This window comes from Anabaena lutea FACHB-196 (assembly GCF_014698305.1).
In the GTDB taxonomy this organism is placed as follows: domain Bacteria; phylum Cyanobacteriota; class Cyanobacteriia; order Cyanobacteriales; family Nostocaceae; genus Anabaena; species Anabaena lutea.
In genome coordinates, this window is record NZ_JACJST010000004.1 from 274258 (window position 1) to 296000 (window position 21743).

21 protein-coding genes are annotated in these 21743 nt (G+C 39.0%); 4 read left to right on the forward strand and 17 right to left on the reverse strand.

Annotation, left to right across the window (positions count from 1 at the left end; all coding sequences use genetic code 11):
• Positions 1-191: 191 nt before the first annotated feature.
• The 7 genes from fbp to H6G59_RS06925 form a co-directional block, all read right to left on the reverse strand.
• Positions 192-1241: a class 1 fructose-bisphosphatase gene (gene fbp, locus H6G59_RS06895; protein WP_190712738.1), complete on the reverse strand. Its 1050-nt coding sequence runs from the start codon at positions 1239-1241 to the stop codon at positions 192-194.
• A 607-nt stretch (positions 1242-1848) separates the two neighbouring features.
• On the reverse strand, positions 1849-2049 hold the full coding sequence (locus tag H6G59_RS06900) for a hypothetical protein (RefSeq protein ID WP_190712740.1): 201 nt from the start codon (positions 2047-2049) through the stop codon (positions 1849-1851).
• A complete protein-coding gene (locus tag H6G59_RS06905) occupies positions 2046-2402 on the reverse strand; it encodes a DUF29 family protein (protein WP_190712742.1) in 357 nt (118 codons plus the stop codon). The genes H6G59_RS06900 and H6G59_RS06905 overlap by 4 nt, the downstream gene beginning before the upstream one ends.
• A 126-nt stretch (positions 2403-2528) precedes the next feature.
• Entirely contained in the window at positions 2529-2741 is a 213-nt protein-coding gene (locus H6G59_RS06910) for a ssl0294 family protein (RefSeq protein ID WP_127051876.1), read from the reverse strand.
• Between the two features lie 131 nt (positions 2742-2872).
• Entirely contained in the window at positions 2873-6394 is a 3522-nt protein-coding gene (nrdJ, locus tag H6G59_RS06915; RefSeq protein ID WP_190712744.1) for a ribonucleoside-triphosphate reductase, adenosylcobalamin-dependent, read from the reverse strand.
• A 247-nt stretch (positions 6395-6641) separates the two neighbouring features.
• Positions 6642-6998, reverse strand: coding sequence for a hypothetical protein (locus H6G59_RS06920; RefSeq protein WP_190712746.1), 357 nt, complete (start codon positions 6996-6998; stop codon positions 6642-6644).
• Positions 6999-7013: 15 nt separating this feature from the next.
• Positions 7014-7391: a hypothetical protein gene (locus H6G59_RS06925; protein ID WP_190712747.1), complete on the reverse strand. Its 378-nt coding sequence runs from the start codon at positions 7389-7391 to the stop codon at positions 7014-7016.
• Positions 7392-7532: 141 nt separating this feature from the next.
• Between H6G59_RS06925 and H6G59_RS06930 the strand changes: the two genes are divergently transcribed.
• Positions 7533-8114: an Npun_F5749 family FMN-dependent PPOX-type flavoprotein gene (locus tag H6G59_RS06930; RefSeq protein ID WP_190712749.1), complete on the forward strand. Its 582-nt coding sequence runs from the start codon at positions 7533-7535 to the stop codon at positions 8112-8114.
• A gap of 33 nt (positions 8115-8147) precedes the next feature.
• Here H6G59_RS06930 and cysE read toward each other — a convergent pair whose 3' ends face one another.
• The 3 genes from cysE to H6G59_RS06945 form a co-directional block, all read right to left on the reverse strand.
• Entirely contained in the window at positions 8148-8900 is a 753-nt protein-coding gene (gene cysE / locus H6G59_RS06935; protein WP_190712751.1) for a serine O-acetyltransferase, read from the reverse strand.
• A gap of 165 nt (positions 8901-9065) precedes the next feature.
• Entirely contained in the window at positions 9066-9551 is a 486-nt protein-coding gene (locus H6G59_RS06940) for a hypothetical protein (protein WP_190712753.1), read from the reverse strand.
• Positions 9552-9843: 292 nt separating this feature from the next.
• On the reverse strand, positions 9844-11535 hold the full coding sequence (locus H6G59_RS06945; RefSeq protein WP_190712755.1) for a DUF3352 domain-containing protein: 1692 nt from the start codon (positions 11533-11535) through the stop codon (positions 9844-9846).
• A 127-nt stretch (positions 11536-11662) separates the two neighbouring features.
• Between H6G59_RS06945 and H6G59_RS06950 the strand changes: the two genes are divergently transcribed.
• From H6G59_RS06950 to H6G59_RS06960, 3 genes are all read left to right on the forward strand, one after another.
• Positions 11663-12010 carry a rhodanese-like domain-containing protein gene (locus H6G59_RS06950; protein WP_190712757.1) on the forward strand — a complete coding sequence of 116 codons (348 nt, stop codon included), beginning with the start codon at positions 11663-11665 and terminating at the stop codon, positions 12008-12010.
• 560 nt (positions 12011-12570) lie between these two features.
• Entirely contained in the window at positions 12571-13710 is a 1140-nt protein-coding gene (gene hrcA, locus H6G59_RS06955; RefSeq protein WP_190712760.1) for a heat-inducible transcriptional repressor HrcA, read from the forward strand.
• Between the two features lie 12 nt (positions 13711-13722).
• Positions 13723-14373, forward strand: coding sequence for a DUF2834 domain-containing protein (locus H6G59_RS06960; RefSeq protein ID WP_190712762.1), 651 nt, complete (start codon positions 13723-13725; stop codon positions 14371-14373).
• 233 nt (positions 14374-14606) lie between these two features.
• Here the strand turns inward: H6G59_RS06960 and crtW are convergent, their stop codons facing one another.
• The 7 genes from crtW to aroC all read right to left on the reverse strand — a co-directional run bounded on the left by crtW (position 14607) and on the right by aroC (position 21699).
• On the reverse strand, positions 14607-15359 hold the full coding sequence (gene crtW, locus H6G59_RS06965; RefSeq protein WP_190712764.1) for a beta-carotene ketolase CrtW: 753 nt from the start codon (positions 15357-15359) through the stop codon (positions 14607-14609).
• A gap of 340 nt (positions 15360-15699) precedes the next feature.
• Positions 15700-16176, reverse strand: a complete 477-nt coding sequence (locus H6G59_RS06970; protein WP_190712766.1) for an SRPBCC family protein — start codon at positions 16174-16176, stop codon at positions 15700-15702.
• Positions 16177-16195: 19 nt separating this feature from the next.
• Positions 16196-16384 carry a CPXCG motif-containing cysteine-rich protein gene (locus H6G59_RS06975; RefSeq protein ID WP_016948965.1) on the reverse strand — a complete coding sequence of 63 codons (189 nt, stop codon included), beginning with the start codon at positions 16382-16384 and terminating at the stop codon, positions 16196-16198.
• A gap of 67 nt (positions 16385-16451) precedes the next feature.
• Positions 16452-18098 carry a radical SAM protein gene (locus H6G59_RS06980; protein WP_190712768.1) on the reverse strand — a complete coding sequence of 549 codons (1647 nt, stop codon included), beginning with the start codon at positions 18096-18098 and terminating at the stop codon, positions 16452-16454.
• A gap of 142 nt (positions 18099-18240) precedes the next feature.
• Entirely contained in the window at positions 18241-18495 is a 255-nt protein-coding gene (locus H6G59_RS06985; protein ID WP_190712770.1) for a SemiSWEET transporter, read from the reverse strand.
• Between the two features lie 143 nt (positions 18496-18638).
• The gene (locus H6G59_RS06990) at positions 18639-20525 is read right to left on the reverse strand and encodes a hypothetical protein (protein WP_190712772.1); all 1887 of its coding nucleotides are present in this window, start codon (positions 20523-20525) and stop codon (positions 18639-18641) included.
• An 85-nt stretch (positions 20526-20610) separates the two neighbouring features.
• Entirely contained in the window at positions 20611-21699 is a 1089-nt protein-coding gene (aroC, locus tag H6G59_RS06995) for a chorismate synthase (RefSeq protein ID WP_190712774.1), read from the reverse strand.
• Positions 21700-21743: the final 44 nt, after the last annotated feature.

A 21743-nucleotide genomic window follows, 5' to 3' on the forward strand; every position in this document is an offset into this window, starting at 1 on the left:
CCTATTCACAGTGTTTTTTGGTGAAGTTCATAAATTTCCTCAGTTGATGGTGGTTTTTCAATGTGACATCAAACAACTGAGATGAATTTTTCAATTCACATACAAACATTGCTAGTGCTGCATTCCAATCCCAAATTACCCATCTTCAGCTTCATTACTGGCATCAGCTAGACGCTTTTTTTCAACTTCGTCTAATGACCGTTTTGAATAAAAGATTCGACTTTAGCTACATCCTGTTTACTACCAATAATTAGAGGTGTGCGTTGATGTAGTTTCTTCGGAACTACGTCCAAAATATCCACTAATCCTGTAGTTGCTTTACCTCCAGCTTGTTCAATCACAAATGCTAAAGGTGCAGATTCATAAAGTAGGCGCAATTTACCTTCTGGTTTTTGCAGTGTGCCTGGATAGAGAAACACACCACCTTGTACTAAAATTCTATGAATATCACTCACCATCGCGCCACTATAACGAGCGGTATAACCTTCGGTACGATGAACATAGCGAATGTATTCCCTAATGGATTCATCCCACTGCCAGAAGTTCCCCTCATTAACGCTGTAAACTGAACCGTGGTCAGGAATCTTGATATTTTCTTCTGTGAGAATAAACTCCCCTAAACTGGGATCAAGGGTAAAGGAGTGAACTCCCTTACCTATAGTATAGACCAGCATCGTGCAGGGGCCGTACAGTATGTATCCAGCGGCAATTTGCTTGTGTCCGTTGGTTAACAGGTCAGTAGCTTTACCATCGCTATCGTTTCCTTCCTGTTGACGGATGGAGAAAATCGAACCTAAGCTGAGATTAGTATCTGTGTTAGATGAACCATCTATCGGGTCATAGAGCAAGGTATAACGACCAATAGGGCAGTTTTCCGGGATGTAGTAGGGGTCTTCCATTTCCTCGGAAGCAAGACGACAAACTAAGCCACTTTGCTTAAATACTGAGATAAATACGTCGTTAGCGTAAACATCCAAATTTTTTACAGATTCTCCCTGGACGTTAACTTCCCCAGTAAATCCGAGAACGCCTTCCATTAACCCAGCGTTGCTCATGCGACGCGCCACTAGTTTACCCGCTAAAGCGATGCGATTCATCAGCGCACTTAAATCCTGTGCATCTGCGGAAAAACTTTGCAATTGCTGAAGTACATGACGGGATAAGGTTGTACAATCACGATCTAGGGCTTTGTCTGTAGCGTAGTTGATCGACAAATCTAAAGATTCTGAGGCTTGAGCCATTTTTGTTACTCCCTAGCGTTTTGCAGTTGGGTCAGTTTTATCAATGGCGATTTTTGGTCGCTGTCTTTATCTTAGAAAGGTATTTTGATAACTAAAGATTGTTTTTAGATAAACTACAGAATTCAAATTTGAGGGTGTAATACCATTTCTGGATGATAGCTTGCGTGGCGTAGCCATAGATAGATGCACTTTATTTTTCGTTGTAGAGACGTTGTATGCAATGTCTCTACAACATCTTTTTTATCTCACGCAGAGGCGCAGAGTCGCTAAGAGAAATCAAGAACGTCGTCTAAATACATGGAAACTGCTGTATTTTAGGATGCTAAAATTTTACTGGGGATTTGTGGCTTTACGTATTTTCTCTAGCTAACAAATCTATTTATTAGTAATTATAGACACTACAAAAAAATATTTTATGTTATGTATAAACTATCTTTTAAGGATTTTACACTCATGGTAAAAATGAATATTTCTACCCCCCCCATAATCGCTAAAACCATTGCTGTAGCTAGCTTTGCTTGCGGGGAGGGGACTATGATGTACCTTATAACAAAGGAATCCGCTGTATTTTTCATCTTGTTAATCCTTTAATCCTGAGAATCCTGATTTAGACATCATCGGTAAATACTGAGATTGCTGCCATTGCTCGGTTGCAGATATCTTGTTTGTTTACCATTTGCTGAAGCTCAGATGAATCGTATTGTCCTTCATTAATCTCTAAAGATGCTTGGTTAATTGCTTGACGGTAGGCGCTTTCTAGAGATTCGCAAAGTTCGCTATCATCTAAATACAGCAGATTGCAGATCAATGAGGTACAGAATCAAAATTGAAACCTAGACACCAAGCCAGTTTTACTCCTGAACCGGAGGTCTGCGAAGCGTCTCCTGACTCCTGAATTCTGCTGTATGTGCCTTTAGATTTGGGACGAGCGTTTAAGTTTTGAATTTCTAAAATCGCATTGCGGATAGATACATCCCAAGAGCGGGTTGTGCGTTTCTCTATTTCTTGCTTGATTAAGTGCAACAGAAGAATGATGCCATATCTACGAATTTTATTGAGAATATCCTTTTTGCTCATCTCTTCGATTTCATCAATCATCAATAGCGCACTGGATATGTTGCCTCTTTGTAATAATTCGCGCAATTCTATAAGTTCTTCCATTGAGACTTAAGCTACTATAAAAACCTAAATGTTCTAGACTTTATTTTTCCGGTAATCGTCTGTTCGCATGATTTATTAGTTGTATTATTAACCGTTAACGTTTAACAGTTAACGGTTAATAAAAGATTAATCAATTGAAATTTGTTGCGGGCCAGTGGCTTTGCCATTCTGAACCCCGCAAGTAGGGGAACTGCTAGAACTAATATGTTTATCTAACCAACTTTTCACAGGATCATCAGCTAGGTTGAGTCGCAGCACTCCAGAGAATAACCCACCAAAAAATGAGACTGGATGCTGGGTAGCTTGTTTAAAGATGGGTGACAATTCATCAGTGAACATTTAAATATCTCCAGGTATTGGCGTAAAAATTACTATTTCTTAATCAATCGTAACTCGGAAAGCAATTTCGGGGTGATTATTGGGTAATGGGGAAGAATTTTTCCTCATCCCCAATACCCCATTCCCAATCCTTATGAAGTTGGTGCTTGGTCTGGAAACATACATTTGTCAGAGTCGCAACCACTGGGGCCTGCTTCTGATAATTCCCCTAAATCGTAACGACTTAAGGCTCCACAGAAATCATCTGTTGTACGTCTTGCTTTCACTTCTGCTGACAAGCGTTCATAAGTGGCTTTGTCTATTGGTTCAAAAGGTAGACGTGGGAATGATTGCAAATCGTCAAATCGCGCTAATAAAGCCGCAGAAATATATCCTTCATCATTTTGGATAGCCTCATAGATGCGTGTTCCCAAGGGTTCTACTTCCTCAGAACGTAGTTCTAGGGTAGCTGAGGTGTTATGAGTGACATAATGACGCTGCACTTGCATGACAAAATCTAATTGGGCTAAGGCTGAGAACTTAGACACATCAATTACATCAGCACCGGGTAAATCAGCCCAGGATACAGCCACAGGTATTTCTACTAACCATTCTGTACAACGAGGATCAAAAGGATCATTAAGTAAGTTGCCGTTTTCGTCTTTGTCAGATTGGGACGGGATGACGTTGTAACCATAGTCTATACAAGCTAAGGCTACGGGGTCATTTTTACGGAAGGTGATCCGGCGAATAAATCTTTGGGCTTTGGGGGGATGCCAACCGGAACTAGCACCTGTTAAGAGGGATTTTGTCCCTGATGGCTGCACTGTGGTACAACGGTTGGGGCGTTTGATGTGATGGCGATCGCAATATTCCCACACAACTTTATGGACTACATCTTTCCAGAAGCTGAGATATTTTTGCTCACCGCGTTTGAAAACCAGTCCTTCGGTGGTTTCTGGTCTTCCTGCTTCCCACCAGCGTAACCAATCCACACCAAAAGCATGAACAAAGAAGTCAAATAAACCGGTGAAAGAAACACCAACTATGGGATCTAATTCCCGACTGTATTGATAGCGTGGTTCAAGGAATTGGTGATTTAACAGTGCAGCCACTGACAAAGCACCTGCTGTAAATGCTTCTTCTTGTTCTTTGTAGTTGTCGGGATCAAGTTGGTTTAAGTGTACCTCAGACAAATTACAGTGAAAATTGCTACCCGTGATTTCTCCGCACGGATTTAGACCAAACCTACCTATTCTATGTTCTAGCTCATCAGCATCAATTTCAGGATAGTATTCTTTTATCCAATACTTAGCTTTTCCTTGCTCATAAGCTTGTAAGAAGTCTTTTTTCAATTCAGGTGTATTTAGTAAATCAATGTTAGCTCTAGCTACAGCTTCACCTGCCCATTGAATTGCCCCTTCACCACTGTAATATTGTTTACGTACAGCAGCAATGGATTCTTCTAAGGTTGGTTTGCGGTGAAATACCCTTGTATGATTGGCCATCCGCAAAGAATCGCGCTCTGGGTCTATGCGCCAGTTGCCTTCTGCGTCCTGTTGCCATAAGTTATCTTTGGCAGTTGCGCCTTGTTCATCCTCAGAAACGAACTGTCGCATCCCTGCTGAGTTATGCGTCAGATAACCGTCGCAGTAAAAACAATGAGCTTCTTCTACTTCAATGTCATAGGTTTGAACATGATCGTAACTGCCTAAACCTTTGACTGTGACAGGAATATCTAGTGAGATATCAGCCTCAGCTATGTAGCGTTCATAATTGGCATCGACCGTGCGAGAACCCTGGAAACCCATTTCTCGCATTTCGCTATAGGTGTAAGCCTCGCGCATAATTGCACCAGGAACAGTAAAACCATACATTTTCAGTCCCTGACGCAGTTCTCCCTTAACTGAGTGAGGCGCGATGATGGCGTTATAACGTTCTTTAAGGGCTGGAATCGTGAGGTGGTATTTAATTTGCCATCCTTGCTGTTGGGGACGAGTAGTGGTAATTCTACCAGCGATACCCAAGCTTGATAAAACTACACCAACTTGTCGAACAAATGATTGATAGACTGATGTAACTAGATGGGGCGGCCGATTATTAACTGCTCCATCACTGTCCATTAGTCCAGCTAAGTATGCAGACCTAATATCTACTGAACCCTGCAAAATAAAACTAGGAATTTTTAAGGGGACATTAGGCTGTTTAATATAGCTATGGAAGTATTCAGTTAGTCGAATAGAAGAACAAATTGACTTGGCAGTATTTTCACCTTTGGTAACGCTGTGAGTAGCAGTCAATCCAAATAAAGCTAAAGCAGAATCTATTTTGGCTTGAATTCTTGCCGTTTGCTCAATTTGTAAGCTGTTCATTGACCATTCAACACGGCCATAGGGCTTATCATGCTTATTACGACCAAGGGCAACATAGCCATCACCATGAGTTAATCCAATTAACCAAGCTACTTCAGGTGTGAGATCAGGAACAATTAAGTCCTTGCTGGTTCGGCTTTGGGAAGGTCTAGATCCTGTAAAGTCAGCCGGAAGATGGGTAACTGTACCAGGTAAAATTTGTGTGTTATGAAACAGGCGATCGCCTTCCACTAAACTTGCAACTGATTTCCAGTTCACTCCACCTTTAGCATCTGCTAAAATTGCTTGTTTGTGGTTTAAAGTTGCTCTAGGGTAAGTTGCATTAGTTTCAATTTCGTAGACATCCTGAAATCCTTGGTCGAATTTATCAACTACTCGACGAAATCCTAAAGGAGTTTGTACCAAGTCACCCACTTGCACATCACAAATGGGGACAAGACCTTTGGAGGTATGAACTAAGGCATCTTCAGGAAGACATCTTCTTATATTGCCAGCAACAATTGTGACAGCAGCTTCATCAATTAATAAGCAGCATTCCACTGAGTTTAATTGTCTACCTAAAGCCTTATTGAGAATAGAGGCGCAACGCTGATATAATCCAGGCAACTTCACAGGATTAGCCATACCGCCAAAGCCTTTGAGGGTTTCCCCAGATTGGCGCACGTCGCTAATATCTACAATTACTTCAACGTCACCTGTAAAGCGTTCATCGGTGGAAAGTTCTAAAAGGGTTTGATAGGATTTTACCCAACCTTCTCGACTGTCTCCAACATGGATAGTAGCGGTGTTAGCTTCTATATGGATTTGTGTAAATTCATGACGCTGTTCTTGAGGAGTGCTGCCAATTTCGCCTTTAATGGTGATATTTAGGCGATTACGGATAGGGGGCAGTTGATTAATATACTGGGGTTCGATGATAGCACCTGTACCGCAGCCCATCATGGCCAAGTCCATCATTAAACCGAAGGCTTTCCAGTCTACCAAGTTGGTAGAAGTGCAGTTATAAGCACCGGAGAAGTTTTTGGGTTTGGTTAACCAATCTGTGCCACCTACCCACATCCAGCGTCCACTGGGGAGGGCTTTCATGTTGCGCTGCATCTTATCCAAAAGGGCAGCTTCTTCACGGGTGAGTTTTCCCAGTTCGACTAAACCGCGTAAAGTGCGATCGCACACCTGATCATAAGTTTCTCTTAAACCGGCCTCTGTACGACGGCTGTAGGTTCTAAAAAACACAGGATTGGCTGCTGGAGCAGATTCGGGAAAAGATGTACTCTGGCGTTTACGTTCCAGTTCTTGAACCATAAATAATGTCTTTGTGCTGACTAACAAATTAAGACTATAACGCCAAGTAGTTAGAGGATGGAAGATTGATAAATTTACCACTTTGCGCTATGTCTGATTTTGTGTAAATTATGACTATATTTTAGTGTAAGTATAAAACCCTGACTATGTGCCAGGGTTGTAACTTATCAAAGTTTTACCTATCAGTTTTTGCGGAATAGGCTATCAGTGTGATTGTTATTTGTTTACTTTTTTCGTTGACTATCCATTAAGCATTGATAGTCAGCAAAGATTCTAATTCATTTATATTAGTTACAACTTTACGTAAAGTTTCACTGAAATATATAACTTCATAATTAGGTGCAAGTTCTTTTTGTAGTTGTTTCCATAAACTAATACCTTGTTTTTCAAAAGCTGCTTTAGCTTCTAAAGTGGGAAAACCAGATGAATTAGGATCTTCCCAATTCAACTTTGCATCATAAATATCTGCCCATTTTTCCAAACGGCTAATAGTTTCTTTACTTAATGGCATCGTTTCTGGATCAATATCTCCAGCTTTATCAGAACTATCCCACCATAATGGGTAGCATCCATAATCAGCCATGAGTTTGATTTTTTCTGCCATAGTCACTTTACCAAGTTATGGGGAAGTTCTGGGGTTAGCCCCCACTATATACCCATTATCGCTTACAGTGACAGAGATGTAGTGAGTTTTGCTATTAAAGTTAACTTCATAAATAGTACGAGTTTTTTTTCTTCCTTGATACCCAATTATTTTCCCTTCGGTTAGTGCAGTAATAATTGCATCCGGTATCTGGTCTGGTTCTATGCCCTGATCTGCAAATTGTGAAGAATGTTCTTCTAATATATGCTGGAGTCCTGCTTCAATGTTTCCTTGTTCTAAAAATACGATTTTGCCATCTGCTTGTTTAGCAATCTTCACTATTTTTTCAGGGTTATGTTTAATACTAAGTTGGGCAAGTTCAGCAAGTAAGGCTGATTTTTCAGCACTATTCATTTTTTCCTCCTTAAATTGGGGATAAGTTCTGTTTTTTTGTTGATATACCCAACTTAGAAAGGTAATTTTAGTAGACAAAGAATTCTTAGGTACGGATTACCGTACAATTTTGGAAATATTAATGACAACACAAAATAAAAAATGTCACTAGCACCTTGGCGAAGTCTTATTACCCGCGCACTACATCGCAATCGCAGCCTCGTTTATGCCCGTTATCTACAACTTGCAACGGTGCGAGAAAATGGTTGTCCTGCTAACCGCACCGTAGTTTTTCGCGGCTTTCTAGACGATACCAACCAACTAAAATTTATCACCGATATTCGCAGTGCAAAAGCTGAACAAATAGCAAAACAAGCAGCAGCAGAAATTTGTTGGTATTTTCCCAACACCAGAGAACAATTTCGTATTACTGGAGAATTAATATTAGTAAGTGCTGATTCTCACCCACATTTACAACCAGCGAGAATAAAAATGTGGCAAGAATTGAGTGATGCAGCTAGGTTACAATTTGCTTGGCCTACTCCTGGTCAAATGAGAATAACAACACCGGAAGCATTTACACCACCTGTACCAGATCCTATTCAACCAGGAGAAAATTTTTGTTTATTATTGCTTGAACCTACACAAGTAGATCATTTAGAATTGCGAGGTGAACCACAAAATAGATCAGTTTATCACCGCAATAAAAACCAGGAATGGTTAACTGAAGCAATAAACCCATAGTTTTATTTTGTTAAGTTGTTAATTTTTGATTTTCTATATTCCTGCACCATCAAAGAATTCCTGAATCTGTTTATCTCTGAGATTACAGAAGTTGTGTTCTTTTGGTAGTTCATCTTCTTGAGTGAATTTACCTACCAAAACTGGAGTTTTTGCGGGATTTTGGAGAGCTTGAATTTGTTCTTCAAGTGCTTCAATGCGGTCAACTAAGGTGCGAATTATTTGAGCTTCTGAATCTGGTAAATTGTTGTGTTCTAGAGGTGAAACCCGAACTCCAGCACGATAGATAATGCGACCTGGTACACCTACAACTGTGCAGCTAGAAGGAACATCTCTCAACACTACAGAACCAGCACCAATGCGGACATTATCACCAATTTGGATATTTCCCAAAACTTTTGCTCCCGCGCCAACAACGACATTTTCGCCTAATGTGGGGTGACGTTTGCCGCTTTCTTTACCTGTTCCCCCCAGGGTGACACCTTGATAAATCAGGGCATAGTTGCCGATAATGGCTGTTTCACCAATTACTACTCCCATACCGTGGTCAATAAATACTCCTTGACCAATTACAGCCCCTGGGTGAATTTCAATCCCGGTTAAAAACCGAGCTATGTGAGAAATGAGCCGGGGGAAAAATGGAAGACCAATACTACGCAACCAGTGAGCAAAGCGGTGGAACATGAGGGCTTGTAAACCTGGATAGCAAAACAAGACCTCCAACCAATTTCGAGCAGCTGGGTCACGTTCAAAGATGATGCGAAAATCGGCACGTAGTATAGAGAGCATCGAGATAGTACCCTTGGACAGCATTGCGAGCTACTTTCCCATTTTATCGTTACTTGGGAACTAGGAAGATGGGGAGATGGGAGGACACGGTGACGCGGAGATGGGGAGATGGGGAGATGGGGAGATGGGGAGATGGGGAGATAATGAGGAATTCCCTATTCTCTATTACTGCGTTACTGTCAAAGTGTAGTTACGTTTGACACCGGAATTAAATGTACCTACCCAAATGCGATAAGTGCCACTTTTCCATTGCTGATCAAGCACACTCGCATCTTTACTTTTACCTGTGTCATCTCCACAACGGATTGTCCCATCGTCTGGGCCTTTAATAAACAAAGTCGTATCACCACCGCTGTTGACTAATATTTTCAGACTGTCAAAGTCTTTTTCTAAAACGAGGATGTGGTCAGGATTTGGATCTGCAAAACCGATACAAGCTTTTTTATCGCGATCGCGTTTGCTCATGGCAGATAATGAATAAGAACCTCCTGTATAGCCAGTTCCCATTCCTTGTGCAGGTTCAAAACCTGGTGATAGCTTAAGAGTACCAAAATTTGCTGTCTGGGCTGCTGCTGGTATCGCTATCATAGCGGTAATCGTAGCCAGCAACCAGCCACCTCGAAATTGAAGCCAGAAACGAAAATCTTTCATTTTTTTTAGGGGGAGTACCCCATCCTTAGCGTAGCAGGACTGTATAGCAGCTGCCAGATCGGTGAGGACAGGCAGTAAATATAAGTCAGACACCAAGGGACTTTCCACCCTGTTAAAAGTTCCCTGTTTCCTGTTCTCTGCTATATGTACTAATTTTATTTGTAAACAGCGCTATTTAGTACTAATTACATGATCTGGAAATGTGACACAAAGAGTACTGTTTCCTTGATTTGGTGGATTTTGCAAACTGTGCTTCTCAATCAAGTGTGATTTGAAGAGAAAAATAGAGAAATTAAGAGCGATGAAACTGGAAGAACACACCGCCTTTTAGAGTTCCTGGCTCACGACTATAACTACTAACTGTAAGCGATCGCAGATTGTTAAACAGTGGTTTGCCTAAAACTTCCACAAATTTCAGCAAGGGTAGTTGACGTTCGAGAAGTTTTTGGCTCTTTTTCCAGTCAACATAGATGTAGCCTTGGTTGAGTTGGGGAATAGGGGCGATCACATCTTGAAAATTGGGATTGTCAATTAAGGATTTTTCCTTACTACTTAAGACTTTATCCATCGTTTTTAAGTCTGAGGTAAAAATCTCATAATTACCCTGGGTTGTATGCACCCCCTGAATTTTAGCTGCGACGCTGAGGGCTGATTTATCCTCAGTAACAGCTGTTAACTCTGTCCAAGCGGAGACTGTTTGCTGATTGAGAGTGAGGGAACTGACATTTAAGCCTTTGCTACTGGCAATTTTATCTAAACGGGCTATACCTTCTACTAACTGCGGTGTTGTTTCCACCACAAACACCCAATTGGGGGTTGTATTTCCTTGATTGGGTAAAAGTGCGTTATTTTCAGTTAGCATAGCGATCGCATATTCTCCCACTACCCAACTAAAAATATCCTCTCTAAAATTTAAACCCCAATCTTTCTGCACATCTACCAAAGGTTGTATCCAGCGAGAAATCGCCTCTGCTGATGAACCGTATATTGTTGCTGTTCCTTGTTTCCAGAGTTTTGCTAAATTACTCTCAGCTAAATTACTCAAATTCGCGCCACTAATTGCCAAACTTGCTGATGCGGGAATATAATGCAAAGCTCCTACAGGTTTAGATAGTGATGCGGATGGAGGCGTAACTTCTGTAGATGTTAAAGTAGATGTTAAAAACGTACTTTCTGCCAGTAATCCCTGGGGATTTAATACCAAAGACAGAATTTGGCTATTATAAGTAGATTCTGCCAGTTCAAACCCTTGCCAATTAGCAACTTCGGGCAGATTGAGGAAAGCTACCGCAACAGCATCTTTAGCTATTTCTTGAGTAGCTTTTTGATATTGGGGAAAACTGGTTAAATTCAAATCCGGTGCTTGGACATTATTAATAGCTTCTCGTAGCACTTTGGCATCATTCGCCAACAAAACAAAGTTATCAACAACCGCACCAGCTAAAGCGGTTTGGATTTTGGCGGGTGCTGGTGTTTCTGGGGAGTCATAAAGTAACTTCACACCTTTGTATTGTTCAACAGCTAAATTAGCCCCAGCTAAAGACCGTTTGGAAAACAACAACTCGACAAACTCGTGGCTTTGGGCTGGGTTCTCTGTTGCCAGTGCCATCAGATACCCTGATTGTAGTCCATTTTCTGGATCGCGGTCTATGTCTTGGCTAGTTACAGCCAATGTAATTTCATTTCCCAGCCAGGGTTTAATATCTTCTTGATAATTTATGCTAGTTTTAGCCAATAAATTAGTTTTTATCTGGGAAATTTCCCCTTTTTGCTCCAATCCCTGTAATCCATCAGGATTTACCAGCAATGACACGATCACAGGTGACAGCTTTGATACAAATACAGCAGCACCAGGTTGAGAGCGAGAAGTCAGTAGGCCAATCGGACTTTTGGGAAAAAACCAGTAAAAACCAGCAATACTAAACAGTAGCAGGGCGATCGCACCAGCCACTAGAAACTTGAAAAATGAGCTTTGACTGTTCACATTAGACCTAGTAAATGCTCCGTTTTTGATTTTAGGCTAGAAGCGCAACTTCTATGCATTGAAAAAGAGGATTTTTCTGATTTTTTCTGCCAACATAAATAATATTAGGATTGTTTAGAAAAACTACATGACAGGTCAATCTTTTATCCAAATTAGCGTAGAGGAACTAGCACAACGTCTAGCTGCTGGTGATTCTGGACTACAGTTAGTGGATGTCCGAGAACCCCAAGAAGTGGAAATAGCCAGCATTGAGGGTTTCGTTAACCTTCCTCTCAGCGAATTTGCTGAATGGAACGAAGAGATTTCTACTCGCTTTGATTCGGAAGCGGAAACCCTGGTGCTGTGTCATCACGGTATTCGTTCTGCTCAAATGTGCCAATGGTTAGTGGCGCAAGGATTCACAAATGTTAAAAATATTGGTGGTGGTATTGCTGCCTACTCTATATTAGTTGATCCTTCGATTCCCCAATATTAGGGAAAAGATGGGGGGATTTCCCCAAAAATAAATTACTAAATCCATAGTGTGTTAAAGACTACCGTCATAACACAGCCTACAAACGGGAGATTTTTATTTGCAAGTCCTGGAGAGGATGTTTGGAAAGTTATAAACTTTACCAAAGAACCTCTCTCCTTGTAGGATAAAGGCTTGAAAATGCCTATACCCTTTTAGGGAAGGGAGTTAAGTATCTAGGTTTTATTGGTTTCATAAAATACTTTTAAAACATCCTCTCAGGATTCCTACAGCTATGAAAGCGACAAAAGGCAAAGATTATATTTGTAACTTAAAATACTGCTTTTGTTAATGTACTGTGAGAGTATACGGGAAAAGATGAGATGATACTCTCAAGATAGAGACTGTAGCAATCAGCAAACTAGTGTAGTAAATACGCTTAAGTAGAGTTTTGCTCTAAATTATCATTACATAACCATATAATTTGCTATCTTAAATTAATTAATACTTAAAATTTTTTGGTGGTAAAAGCCACAAGTTTTTTCAACCTTTGAATAAAATTTGCCTTCAGTAAAACATCTCCTATGCAAGTTCAGCTAACAAATCGACAACAGCATATACTATGGGCAATTATACGCCACTATATCGCTACGGCAGAACCTGTTGGTTCAAAAGCTCTAATTGAGGAGTTTGACCTGGGTGTTAGCTCCGCTACCATTCGCAATGTCATGGGAGTTTTAGAAAAATCTGGGTTAGTTTACCAACCGCACACTTCTGCTGGGAGAATACCTTCTGATTCTGGTTATCGCATTTATGTTGACCAACTGATTACACCGTCTCTACAAGATGCTACACGTACTTTGGTTCACCGAGCGCGTAGCGTTCCCCAAGAAAGGAGTACGGAAGTTGTAGGTAAAGAGGTGGAAGCAGCATTACAACAACTTCGACCTTGGGAAGATTGGGGTTTGGAAGCGCTATTACAAGGAGCAGCCCAAATTTTGGCAACTTTAAGTGGCTGTATTACCTTAATTACTATGCCGCAAACTAACACAGCACAGTTACGACATTTGCAATTAGTGCAAATTGAATCGGATAAGATTATGCTGATTGTGGTGACTGAGGGTTATGAGACACATTCCAAGGTGATGGATTTATTCACTGCTTCATCAGAAACCAAACCAGAGCCAGAGGTGATTGATCACGAGTTGCAGATTGTATCTAATTTTCTGAATAGCCACTTAAGAGGCCGCAGTCTGTTGGAATTAGCTAATCTGGACTGGAGTGAATTAGATCAAGATTTTCAACGCTATGGCGAATTCTTGAAAAATTCATTGGTAGAATTGACTCGTCGGACTTTTGCACCAGCTGCTACACAAATTATGGTGCGGGGTGTAGGAGAGGTTTTGCGTCAACCAGAATTTTCCCAAGTACAGCAAGTACAAACAATTATCCATCTGCTGGAAGAAGAACAAGAACAGCTATGGCGGTTAATTTGTGAGGAGCCAGAAACAGAGGATTTGGGTAAGTCAAGGGTGACAGTTCGTATTGGTGCAGAAAATCCATTAGAACCAATTCGCACTTGTAGTTTGATTTCTTCTACCTATCGTCGGGGTTCTGTCCCAGTGGGAAGTGTGGGAGTTTTGGGACCGACTCGGTTAGACTATGAAAGTGCGATCGCTGTTGTAGCCGCAGCCGCAGATTACCTCTCAGAAGCTTTCAGTTAAATTACTTAAATCATGTTCAGAAAAATTTCTTTTGGTTTGTTATGGCTAGGATTTATTTCCTACGCCTTTTTATTTGCTCCTCCTGACAATTTCCCAGAGAGTTTAGAGTTAATTAAAAATCTTTCTACTGGTCAATGGCAAGGCATTAACCCTTTAGTTATCGCCTTATTTAATATCATGGGTGTATGGCCTTTAATCTACAGCACTGTTTTATTTATTGATGGTAGAGGGCAAAAAATCCGCGCTTGGCCATTTGCTACTGCTTCCTTTGCTGTTGGTGCATTTGCTCTTTTACCATATTTAGCTTTAAGAGGATCAAATCAAGAGTTTATAGGTAAAAAAAATCTATTTATCAAACTTTTAGATTCACGCATAAATGGAATTTTATTAACTTTGGGCGCAGGGTTTTTATTTGCCTATGCTTTACAAGGAGACTGGGGTAACTTTGTTCAGCAATGGCAAACTAGCCGTTTTATTCATGTCATGAGTTTAGATTTTTGTATGTTAAGTCTATTATTTCCCGCTTTATTAGGAGATGATATGACGCGACGAGGTTGGCAGCACAATCAATTATTTTGGTTATTTGCTATGATTCCCCTATTCGGTCCTTTGATATATTTGTGTGTGCGTCCACCGTTACTAGAAAATTCACCCACACATTAAAGTTTGGCAATACACAAGAAAAGCTAGCTTTTGTAGATTTTATTGTTGTGCCGCACCCCAGAGAATGTCGGCACAAAATTAATACATAAAGACATTATTTGTATAGGGGTACTATTTGATTTTTGAACATATACGTAGGGTGGGCATTGCCCACAATATGCGGGTTTTGTAAGGCATAGCCCTACCTACAATACTCGGATATTTTATGGCTACGCCACGCAAGCTATCAGAAATCATTTAGGATTCCTATATTGCTTATAAATATCAGGTAGCTGCCACCAAGCTGCATGGGGATATTGATGATGTTCTTCGTGATAACCAAAGTGATAGCAAGTTATAAAAGACCACCAAATAGGACGGTTAATAGTTTGGGCGCGATGAGGTTCATTATAACCATTAATTGGTTCTGTATGAGGTAAGAAAGTACCAAAATAAAATAATTGTAATGAACTTAACAGCGAAGGAATTACCCAAAAATAAGTGAGATTATTACGGGGTATATGGAGAGTGTAAACTATAGTGTTATAGATAACCATTAAAGTAATAATTTGCAACCAATTCCAGTAACGCATCATAAAATAAAAATACCAAGCAAAGAAATTTTTGTGTTTACCATCATGAAAATCAGGATCTATTTCACTAGCTGGATTATGGTGGTGTAACCAATGCTTTTTTAAAAGTTTTTGATATGGTAAAAGACCATAAAGAAATAGGCACAAAGAACCCATAAAATGATTAATTTTAGGATTTTGCGGAAACACTATTCCATGCATAGCATCATGGGCTGTAATAAATAATCCCGTGTATAAAAATGTTTGCCAAAGGATGATCGGGGATAACATGAAAAATTTGACATTGGAGATATCAATAGACATTAAAAAAATTAGGCTAATAGCCCAGATGCTAATAATGACAATAGCAATAAACATCCCTTGGGCTGGGTTTAATTTGGTGGAAAACCTAAGTAGTTGTTTGAAATGAATCATGCTTTTATACCTGGTCTGATTGCAGTAAAAATGCTAAAAATATATTCACAGTGGAATAGTCCAATTACTGAACATAAAAGCCTACAAATAGTTAGTGCTTTCGCTGGGGCTAATGTTAATAATCTAAAATATGTAGAAATATTAAGACACTTTAAGTATTATTGCACAATACTGCCAGACCAAAAATTGTTTTCCGGTTGGAAGTTGGGTTATATACGTGATATTATTTAGTGTTTTGGTAATATTAAAGCAAATAATATTAAGGCTCTATGCTGGATGAATAGAGTGATATTATTGCTAATATAAGTGTTTTGAAAGACTTTACTGAATCAAATACTTACTAGTAATTAGTATATATTTTATCTAAATATTGTGATTCGCATTCCCGCTTAGTCACATAATGACGATAACGGAACATAGCTTCTAATTGAACTTGTACTAACCAACCACTGACAAATTCCACACTATCGCCACCGGGCATAGAAAAAGCGATATTATCAGTTAATCTAGTTTTGCCATTTTCTAGCTCAAATTCATGGCGATGTACCCAAGACTCAAAAAGCCCGGATATCTGTTCATCGGTAAACAGTTTATATTGTTCATATTCAGTATGACGCGCTAACCAAGTCAAAGGTAATAGGCCAAGAAACAAGCGAAATTCTGTAATTGCACCCTCATTTAGTCCCCCCTCACGACGAATTACCTGGATTGGTTGCCAAGGTGGGGTGAGTAGTTGTAAAATGTCTGGCCTTTCATGAAATTTCCAAACTACTTCTACTGGTGCGTTAATAATGGAGGAATGTTTAAATTGCAGCATAGAAATAAAAACCTAAAACTTAGCCTTCGTATTCACTATCAATTTCAATATCTAGGGTATCTTCATCAATCCTGACATACAAGATATTAGGACGACAGCAAACTTGACAATCTTCTATATAACTTTGCTGCATTCCAGCACTAAAATCAATAAAAGTTAAATTTGGTTCCCCACAATAAGCACAATAAAATTCCGATGTGTTTTGCATCTTTAGAGATGATCCTTAATTTCATAACTCTGCGTACCTCTGCGTTTTCCTCATTGTCCCTCTGCGTTTATAAATTTACCATTTCTAATTGCTGAGAGGATGAACGAAAATAACTGGTAGCTTCACTCAAATGCTTTATTAGTGTAGACTGAGGCAACGGACCTTGCAAGTGATTCCAAGGTAAAACTTGCTCAGTTGACCAATTAGCGTAAACATAGAAATCTAAATCGGGAATTTGTCCTTTAAGTTGCTTAAAAGCGCGTTTATAGCTTCCCAAAGAATCACCAAAGTCACGAGTTAACTCTAGCAGATGAGAGAGTCTGCGATCGCCTCTCGATAACAAAGCTTGTATAATTGACCAATTATAGCTTTCTGGACGAAAATCTATTCCTTGGGGTTTGAGGTTTTTTTGTAAAAACTGTAACCGCTTCTCAGCTTGTTTATTTACCCCAAACCATTGAAAAGGTGTGTGAGACTTGGGTACAAAGGTGCTACATCCCAGTGTTAACCGTAACCCAGGAGCAGCTTTTTTAACAGTTTGCATCATCGCTACCGTTTCTTCTAAATCTTCCGCTTCTTCTCCTGGAATTCCCGCCATTCCGTATAACTTCAAACTCGATAAACCACCAGCTTTTGCATTTATAGCTGCTTGGATAATTTCATCGTTATATAACTTTTTATTGATGATTTGGCGTAATTTGTCCGAACCACTTTCTATAGCAATAGTAAGCGATCGCGTGTCTCGTTTCGCTAAAGTTTGAGCTAATTTAACCGTTACCGTATTTGTTCTGACTGACGCAACACTCAAACGAACATCATCATATTTTGGCTGACTAATATAATCTAATAACTCTGTAAATTCAGGATGTTGAGTAACTGAAGCACCTAATAAACCCAGACGATTTGTAACTTTTAAACCCCGTTCAATAGCAGGAATCAAAGAAGCTTCTAAACTCGCAGTTCTAAAAGGTAAAGTTAAATAACTCGCTAAACAAAAGCGGCACATTTCAGGACAACTTCGCACTACTTCTACCATAAAAATATTTTCCCATGCTGCTTTTTCGGTAACAACAGTAGAAGCAGAGAGAGTATTTCCTCGGTAAGTTTGTTTTTGGATAACTTCGGGAATTTCTGCCGCAATGGGATTAATAGATTTTATTTCTCCATCTTTTGTTTTATATTCAACATAATATAAACTAGGAATATAAATTCCTGGAACTTGTGCTAATCTTTTTAATTGAGTTTCTCTATCGGCATTTCTAACTTCTTTATAAGTATCAATAAAATTACCCAACAGAGTTTCCCCGTCTCCCAATAAAATCACATCAAAAAACTCAGCAAATGGTTCTGGATTCGCTGTGAGAACTGGTCCACCACCAAAAACTAAGGGATGTTGTTTATTACGAAAACTAGTCCGCAGGGGAATTCCTAAAGATTCCAAAAGATTGAAAATATTCACATAATCTAATTCCCAAGACATAGAAAAACCTAATATTTCCGGCTGTCTAGGAAGTTGTTCTTGAGTATCAGTAAATAAACGACTTACCTGCAAATCATTACGCATAGCCAAAGTCGCCCAAACCACCTGATAGCCAAGGCTAGTTATCCCCACAGTGTACTCATTGGGAAAAGCGAAAATCAAGGGAATAGCGTCAGTGTTGGGGTTTGCAGGGATAAATAGAAGGCGTTCAGAGTCAAATACAGAGGATGTCACAGGTTTATCTAATGCGTTATCTATATCTAATTGTAAACCAGATAATCATAAATTTGCAGGTTGGTTTGAGTAACGACACCGACACATTATTACATTCTGTAATGGTTCAGCATTGCTGAACCCCTAACGATACGAGATAATCTTACTTGTATTTTATTTTCAGCCAGAGAATAATAAAATTCAAAAATAAAGTTATACCATTAGCTAAAATAATCGGTAATGCACCGAGAATGATTCCATAAATTAACCATAGAAATAAACCAGACATAAAAGTAATCAGCATGACAAAAGAAACATCTTTTGCTGATTTTGTCTTCCATGTTTTAAACATCTGGGGAAAGAAAGCGATAGTTGTTAATAACCCGGCTGCGAATCCTAAAAGCGTGATGAAATCCATGTTTGATATTTTTATAAAAGAGTATATTATTACATATTAATATAATACAGTCTATTTTCAAAATGAGGGCGGGTAATATGCCCGCCCCACAAGATAAGATAATTTATTTTTTGTATTTCCTTATTCAACAAGTCGGGAATATATCATACGCAGATTTTATTTTTTTCGTTCTGCTTTTTCAGATAAGCTTTAGCCCAAGCATAGCGTTTTGAATCTTTTTTCAAGAGATATTCTGCTGCTTCATGTCGTTTTTGTTCGTCTTTTGTATTTTTAATTACTCGCTTAATTTCAGAATCTATATCTTCAATATCAGCCCCACGATTAATGGCTTGTTCAAACCAGTCATTACCTTCTTCATAGTCATATCTGTCATAACAGATAGCACCCATTAATGTGTAAGGTTGATGACTATCAGGCTGATACTCCATAGCTTTTATTGCACAACTTTCTGCATCGTCTAATTGCTCAATATCTCGAAATGCTGCACCTCTAGTAACTGAAATAGCTGATTTGAGATTATTTTCTTTGATTTTACCTAAATCTAAATTAGTAAGTTTTAAAGCCTGTTCAGCTTCATTGGCTTTGCGCCAATAACTACTCGCTGTGGGGATATGCCATTTGTGTCCGGTGCGTTTAATTTCTTGTTCTAAAAATTCAGCTTCTAGTCTGTAATGTGCAACAGTAATTTTTCCATCACGAGATAAAAGCTTTTCTTCTATAAGCTGAACAACTAACACAGGATCTAGCCGTTCTTTTTTATCTAATTTGACCATAATCGTATACAATGGTTCTAGAGGTAATGTAGGATCTATTAATCCATACTTTCTTTTTAGTGCTGAAAAATGCTTCTGTTTCGCAAAAGTAATAATATCTTCATGTTTATTATTTTGCAACCATTCAATTTCCGAATCATTTAAAAACTGCCCTAATTCTGCTTTGTGTTTTAAACTGGCAGCATATTGTTGATTAGCTATAACTAATGTATCTGTCAATTGATGTTTTTGCAGAAATTCCAACTCATCCTTACTTAACGTGTTCTCTGATTCAAGTTTTTTGAGAATAATATACAAATCACTATCAGGTGATAAATCTGCATATTTATCTGCGTTGTATTTTCCTTTTAGTTGAATAAATTCTCTTTTGAATTCAAGCTCTTTAGCAATCTTAATTGTTTGTTTTAGCCCTCTATTTTTCAACCAATCTTCATCATAATAAGCTAGCTTTTTATTTTCCTCCAATTTTTGCAATATTTCATGTAATCTACTAGCGACCGATGGCTCAAAGTATTTATTAGCTTTGTATTTTTCTTTTAGTTGAGTAAATTTCGCTTGTTTTGCTAACTCTTCTTGTCTCTCCAACTCCTTTTGTATTTCTAACTCTTTTTGTCTATTTAACTCTTCTTCTCTCTTTGACTCTTGTTGTTCAAATATCTCTATAGTTTCAAACAATTCATGATCTATCAACCATTCATATTCAGAATCATCTAGACGTTTGGCTGCGTCTAATTTTTTGAGTATTGGATAGAGTACCTTATCAGGAAATGAATCTTGATATTTAGTAGCTTGATACTTCTGTTTTAGAATAGCAAAATTATTCATATCTTGAGCTATTTCAACTAGTTGAGATAAATTATTATCTCGAAGTAATTGAATTTCATGATGATCTAAATTACCTTCTTGATCAAGTTTCCAAAGTATAGGATATAAGAAACTATTTAATGATGATTCCCAAGATTTAGTAACTTTATACTTAGCTTTTAATTGAGAAAATTCATCTTCTAGCCTTTTGAGTTCACCATTTCTAAATTTCTGTACCCAAATGATTTCAATTGTTTGTGTTAGTTGATTTTCTCGTAACCAATTTAACTCTAATTCACTGAGTTCTAATTCTAAATCAACTTTTCTCAAAATCAGATATAGCAGACTAGAGGGAGATGAATCTTGATGCTGAGTTGCTTGGTATTTAGATTTTAAAGTAGTAAAATGTTTAACGCGATTTTGGTAGTCTTGATTTGTATTGATGGTAGTCATAATAAATATTGATGCAGTTAGACTTGATTAAGTATGACTACATCAATCAAAATGGGTATTCCAGAAAAACACCCCACCAAAATTCTTACAACACCTGACACTGCCCATGATGCCTTAAAAGATGGTCACATAAAACCAAAGCCACCATCGCATCAACCATAGGTACAGCACGGGGTAAAACACAAGGATCATGTCTTCCCTTTCCTGCTAAAAGGGTTTCTTCACCTTCCTTAGTTACAGTTTTTTGTTCTTTTCTAATAGTTGCAGTTGGTTTAAATGCAACTCGTAAAATGATATTTTCTCCGTTAGAAATTCCTCCTTGAATTCCTCCAGAACGATTAGTTACTGTTCTAATTTCGCCATTTTCATCAATATAAAATTCGTCGTTATGTTCAAAACCTGTTAGTAAAGTTCCTTCAAAACCAGAACCAATTTCAAAGCCTTTACTTGCAGGAAGAGACATCACCGCTTTTGCTAAATCTGCTTCCAATTTATCAAAAACCGGCTCACCTAAACCCTTGGGAACATTCCGCACCACACATTCAACCACACCACCAATAGAGTTACCATCTCTACCAGTTTGTTCTATTAATGAAATCATGCGGTTGGCAATTTCGCCATCGGGACAGCGGACGATATTGCTTTCTACATCTTCTAATGTGACGGTATTGGTATCGACAACGCCTTCTAAATCTTTGATGCGCTTGACATAAGCGATAACTTCTACATTTGCAACTTGACGAAGAATCTTTTTAGCGATCGCACCAGCTGCTACCCTACCTATTGTCTCACGCGCTGACGACCTACCGCCACCTTGCCAATTTCTAAATCCGTATTTAGCATCATAGGTAGCATCTGCGTGAGAAGGACGATACTTTTGCGCCATCTCATCATAATCTTGGGAACGAGTATCTTTATTCCGTACCAAAATTGAAATTGGTGTTCCCAGAGTTTTCCCCTCAAACACTCCAGATAGAATCTCACAGGTGTCTGCTTCTTTGCGGGGCGTAGTAATTTTACTTTGTCCCGGCCGTCTTCTGTCTAACTCAAATTGAATTTCCTCAGATGAAATTTCCAGTCGTGGGGGACAACCATCAATGATAACGCCCACACCGCCGCCGTGAGATTCGCCAAAAGTCGTAATTCGGAAAAGATGACCAAAAGTGCTGCCCATGATGTTGAGGAAATACAGTCTGGAATCTGTATTTTACATGGAGT

Bases quoted from the DNA above. Each gene is read 5' to 3' on its own strand.
- fbp (WP_190712738.1), bottom strand. From the start codon at position 1,241: ATGGCTCAAGCCTCAGAATCTTTAGATTTGTCGATCAACTACGCTACA.
- H6G59_RS06905 (WP_190712742.1), bottom strand. From the start codon at position 2,402: ATGGAAGAACTTATAGAATTGCGCGAATTATTACAAAGAGGCAACATA.
- H6G59_RS06910 (WP_127051876.1), bottom strand. From the start codon at position 2,741: ATGTTCACTGATGAATTGTCACCCATCTTTAAACAAGCTACCCAGCAT.
- nrdJ (WP_190712744.1), bottom strand. From the start codon at position 6,394: ATGGTTCAAGAACTGGAACGTAAACGCCAGAGTACATCTTTTCCCGAA.
- H6G59_RS06920 (WP_190712746.1), bottom strand. From the start codon at position 6,998: ATGGCAGAAAAAATCAAACTCATGGCTGATTATGGATGCTACCCATTA.
- H6G59_RS06925 (WP_190712747.1), bottom strand. From the start codon at position 7,391: ATGAATAGTGCTGAAAAATCAGCCTTACTTGCTGAACTTGCCCAACTT.
- H6G59_RS06930 (WP_190712749.1), top strand. From the start codon at position 7,533: ATGTCACTAGCACCTTGGCGAAGTCTTATTACCCGCGCACTACATCGC.
- cysE (WP_190712751.1), bottom strand. From the start codon at position 8,900: ATGCTCTCTATACTACGTGCCGATTTTCGCATCATCTTTGAACGTGAC.
- H6G59_RS06940 (WP_190712753.1), bottom strand. From the start codon at position 9,551: ATGAAAGATTTTCGTTTCTGGCTTCAATTTCGAGGTGGCTGGTTGCTG.
- H6G59_RS06950 (WP_190712757.1), top strand. From the start codon at position 11,663: ATGACAGGTCAATCTTTTATCCAAATTAGCGTAGAGGAACTAGCACAA.
- hrcA (WP_190712760.1), top strand. From the start codon at position 12,571: ATGCAAGTTCAGCTAACAAATCGACAACAGCATATACTATGGGCAATT.
- H6G59_RS06960 (WP_190712762.1), top strand. From the start codon at position 13,723: ATGTTCAGAAAAATTTCTTTTGGTTTGTTATGGCTAGGATTTATTTCC.
- crtW (WP_190712764.1), bottom strand. From the start codon at position 15,359: ATGATTCATTTCAAACAACTACTTAGGTTTTCCACCAAATTAAACCCA.
- H6G59_RS06970 (WP_190712766.1), bottom strand. From the start codon at position 16,176: ATGCTGCAATTTAAACATTCCTCCATTATTAACGCACCAGTAGAAGTA.
- H6G59_RS06975 (WP_016948965.1), bottom strand. From the start codon at position 16,384: ATGCAAAACACATCGGAATTTTATTGTGCTTATTGTGGGGAACCAAAT.
- H6G59_RS06985 (WP_190712770.1), bottom strand. From the start codon at position 18,495: ATGGATTTCATCACGCTTTTAGGATTCGCAGCCGGGTTATTAACAACT.
- H6G59_RS06990 (WP_190712772.1), bottom strand. From the start codon at position 20,525: ATGACTACCATCAATACAAATCAAGACTACCAAAATCGCGTTAAACAT.
- aroC (WP_190712774.1), bottom strand. From the start codon at position 21,699: ATGGGCAGCACTTTTGGTCATCTTTTCCGAATTACGACTTTTGGCGAA.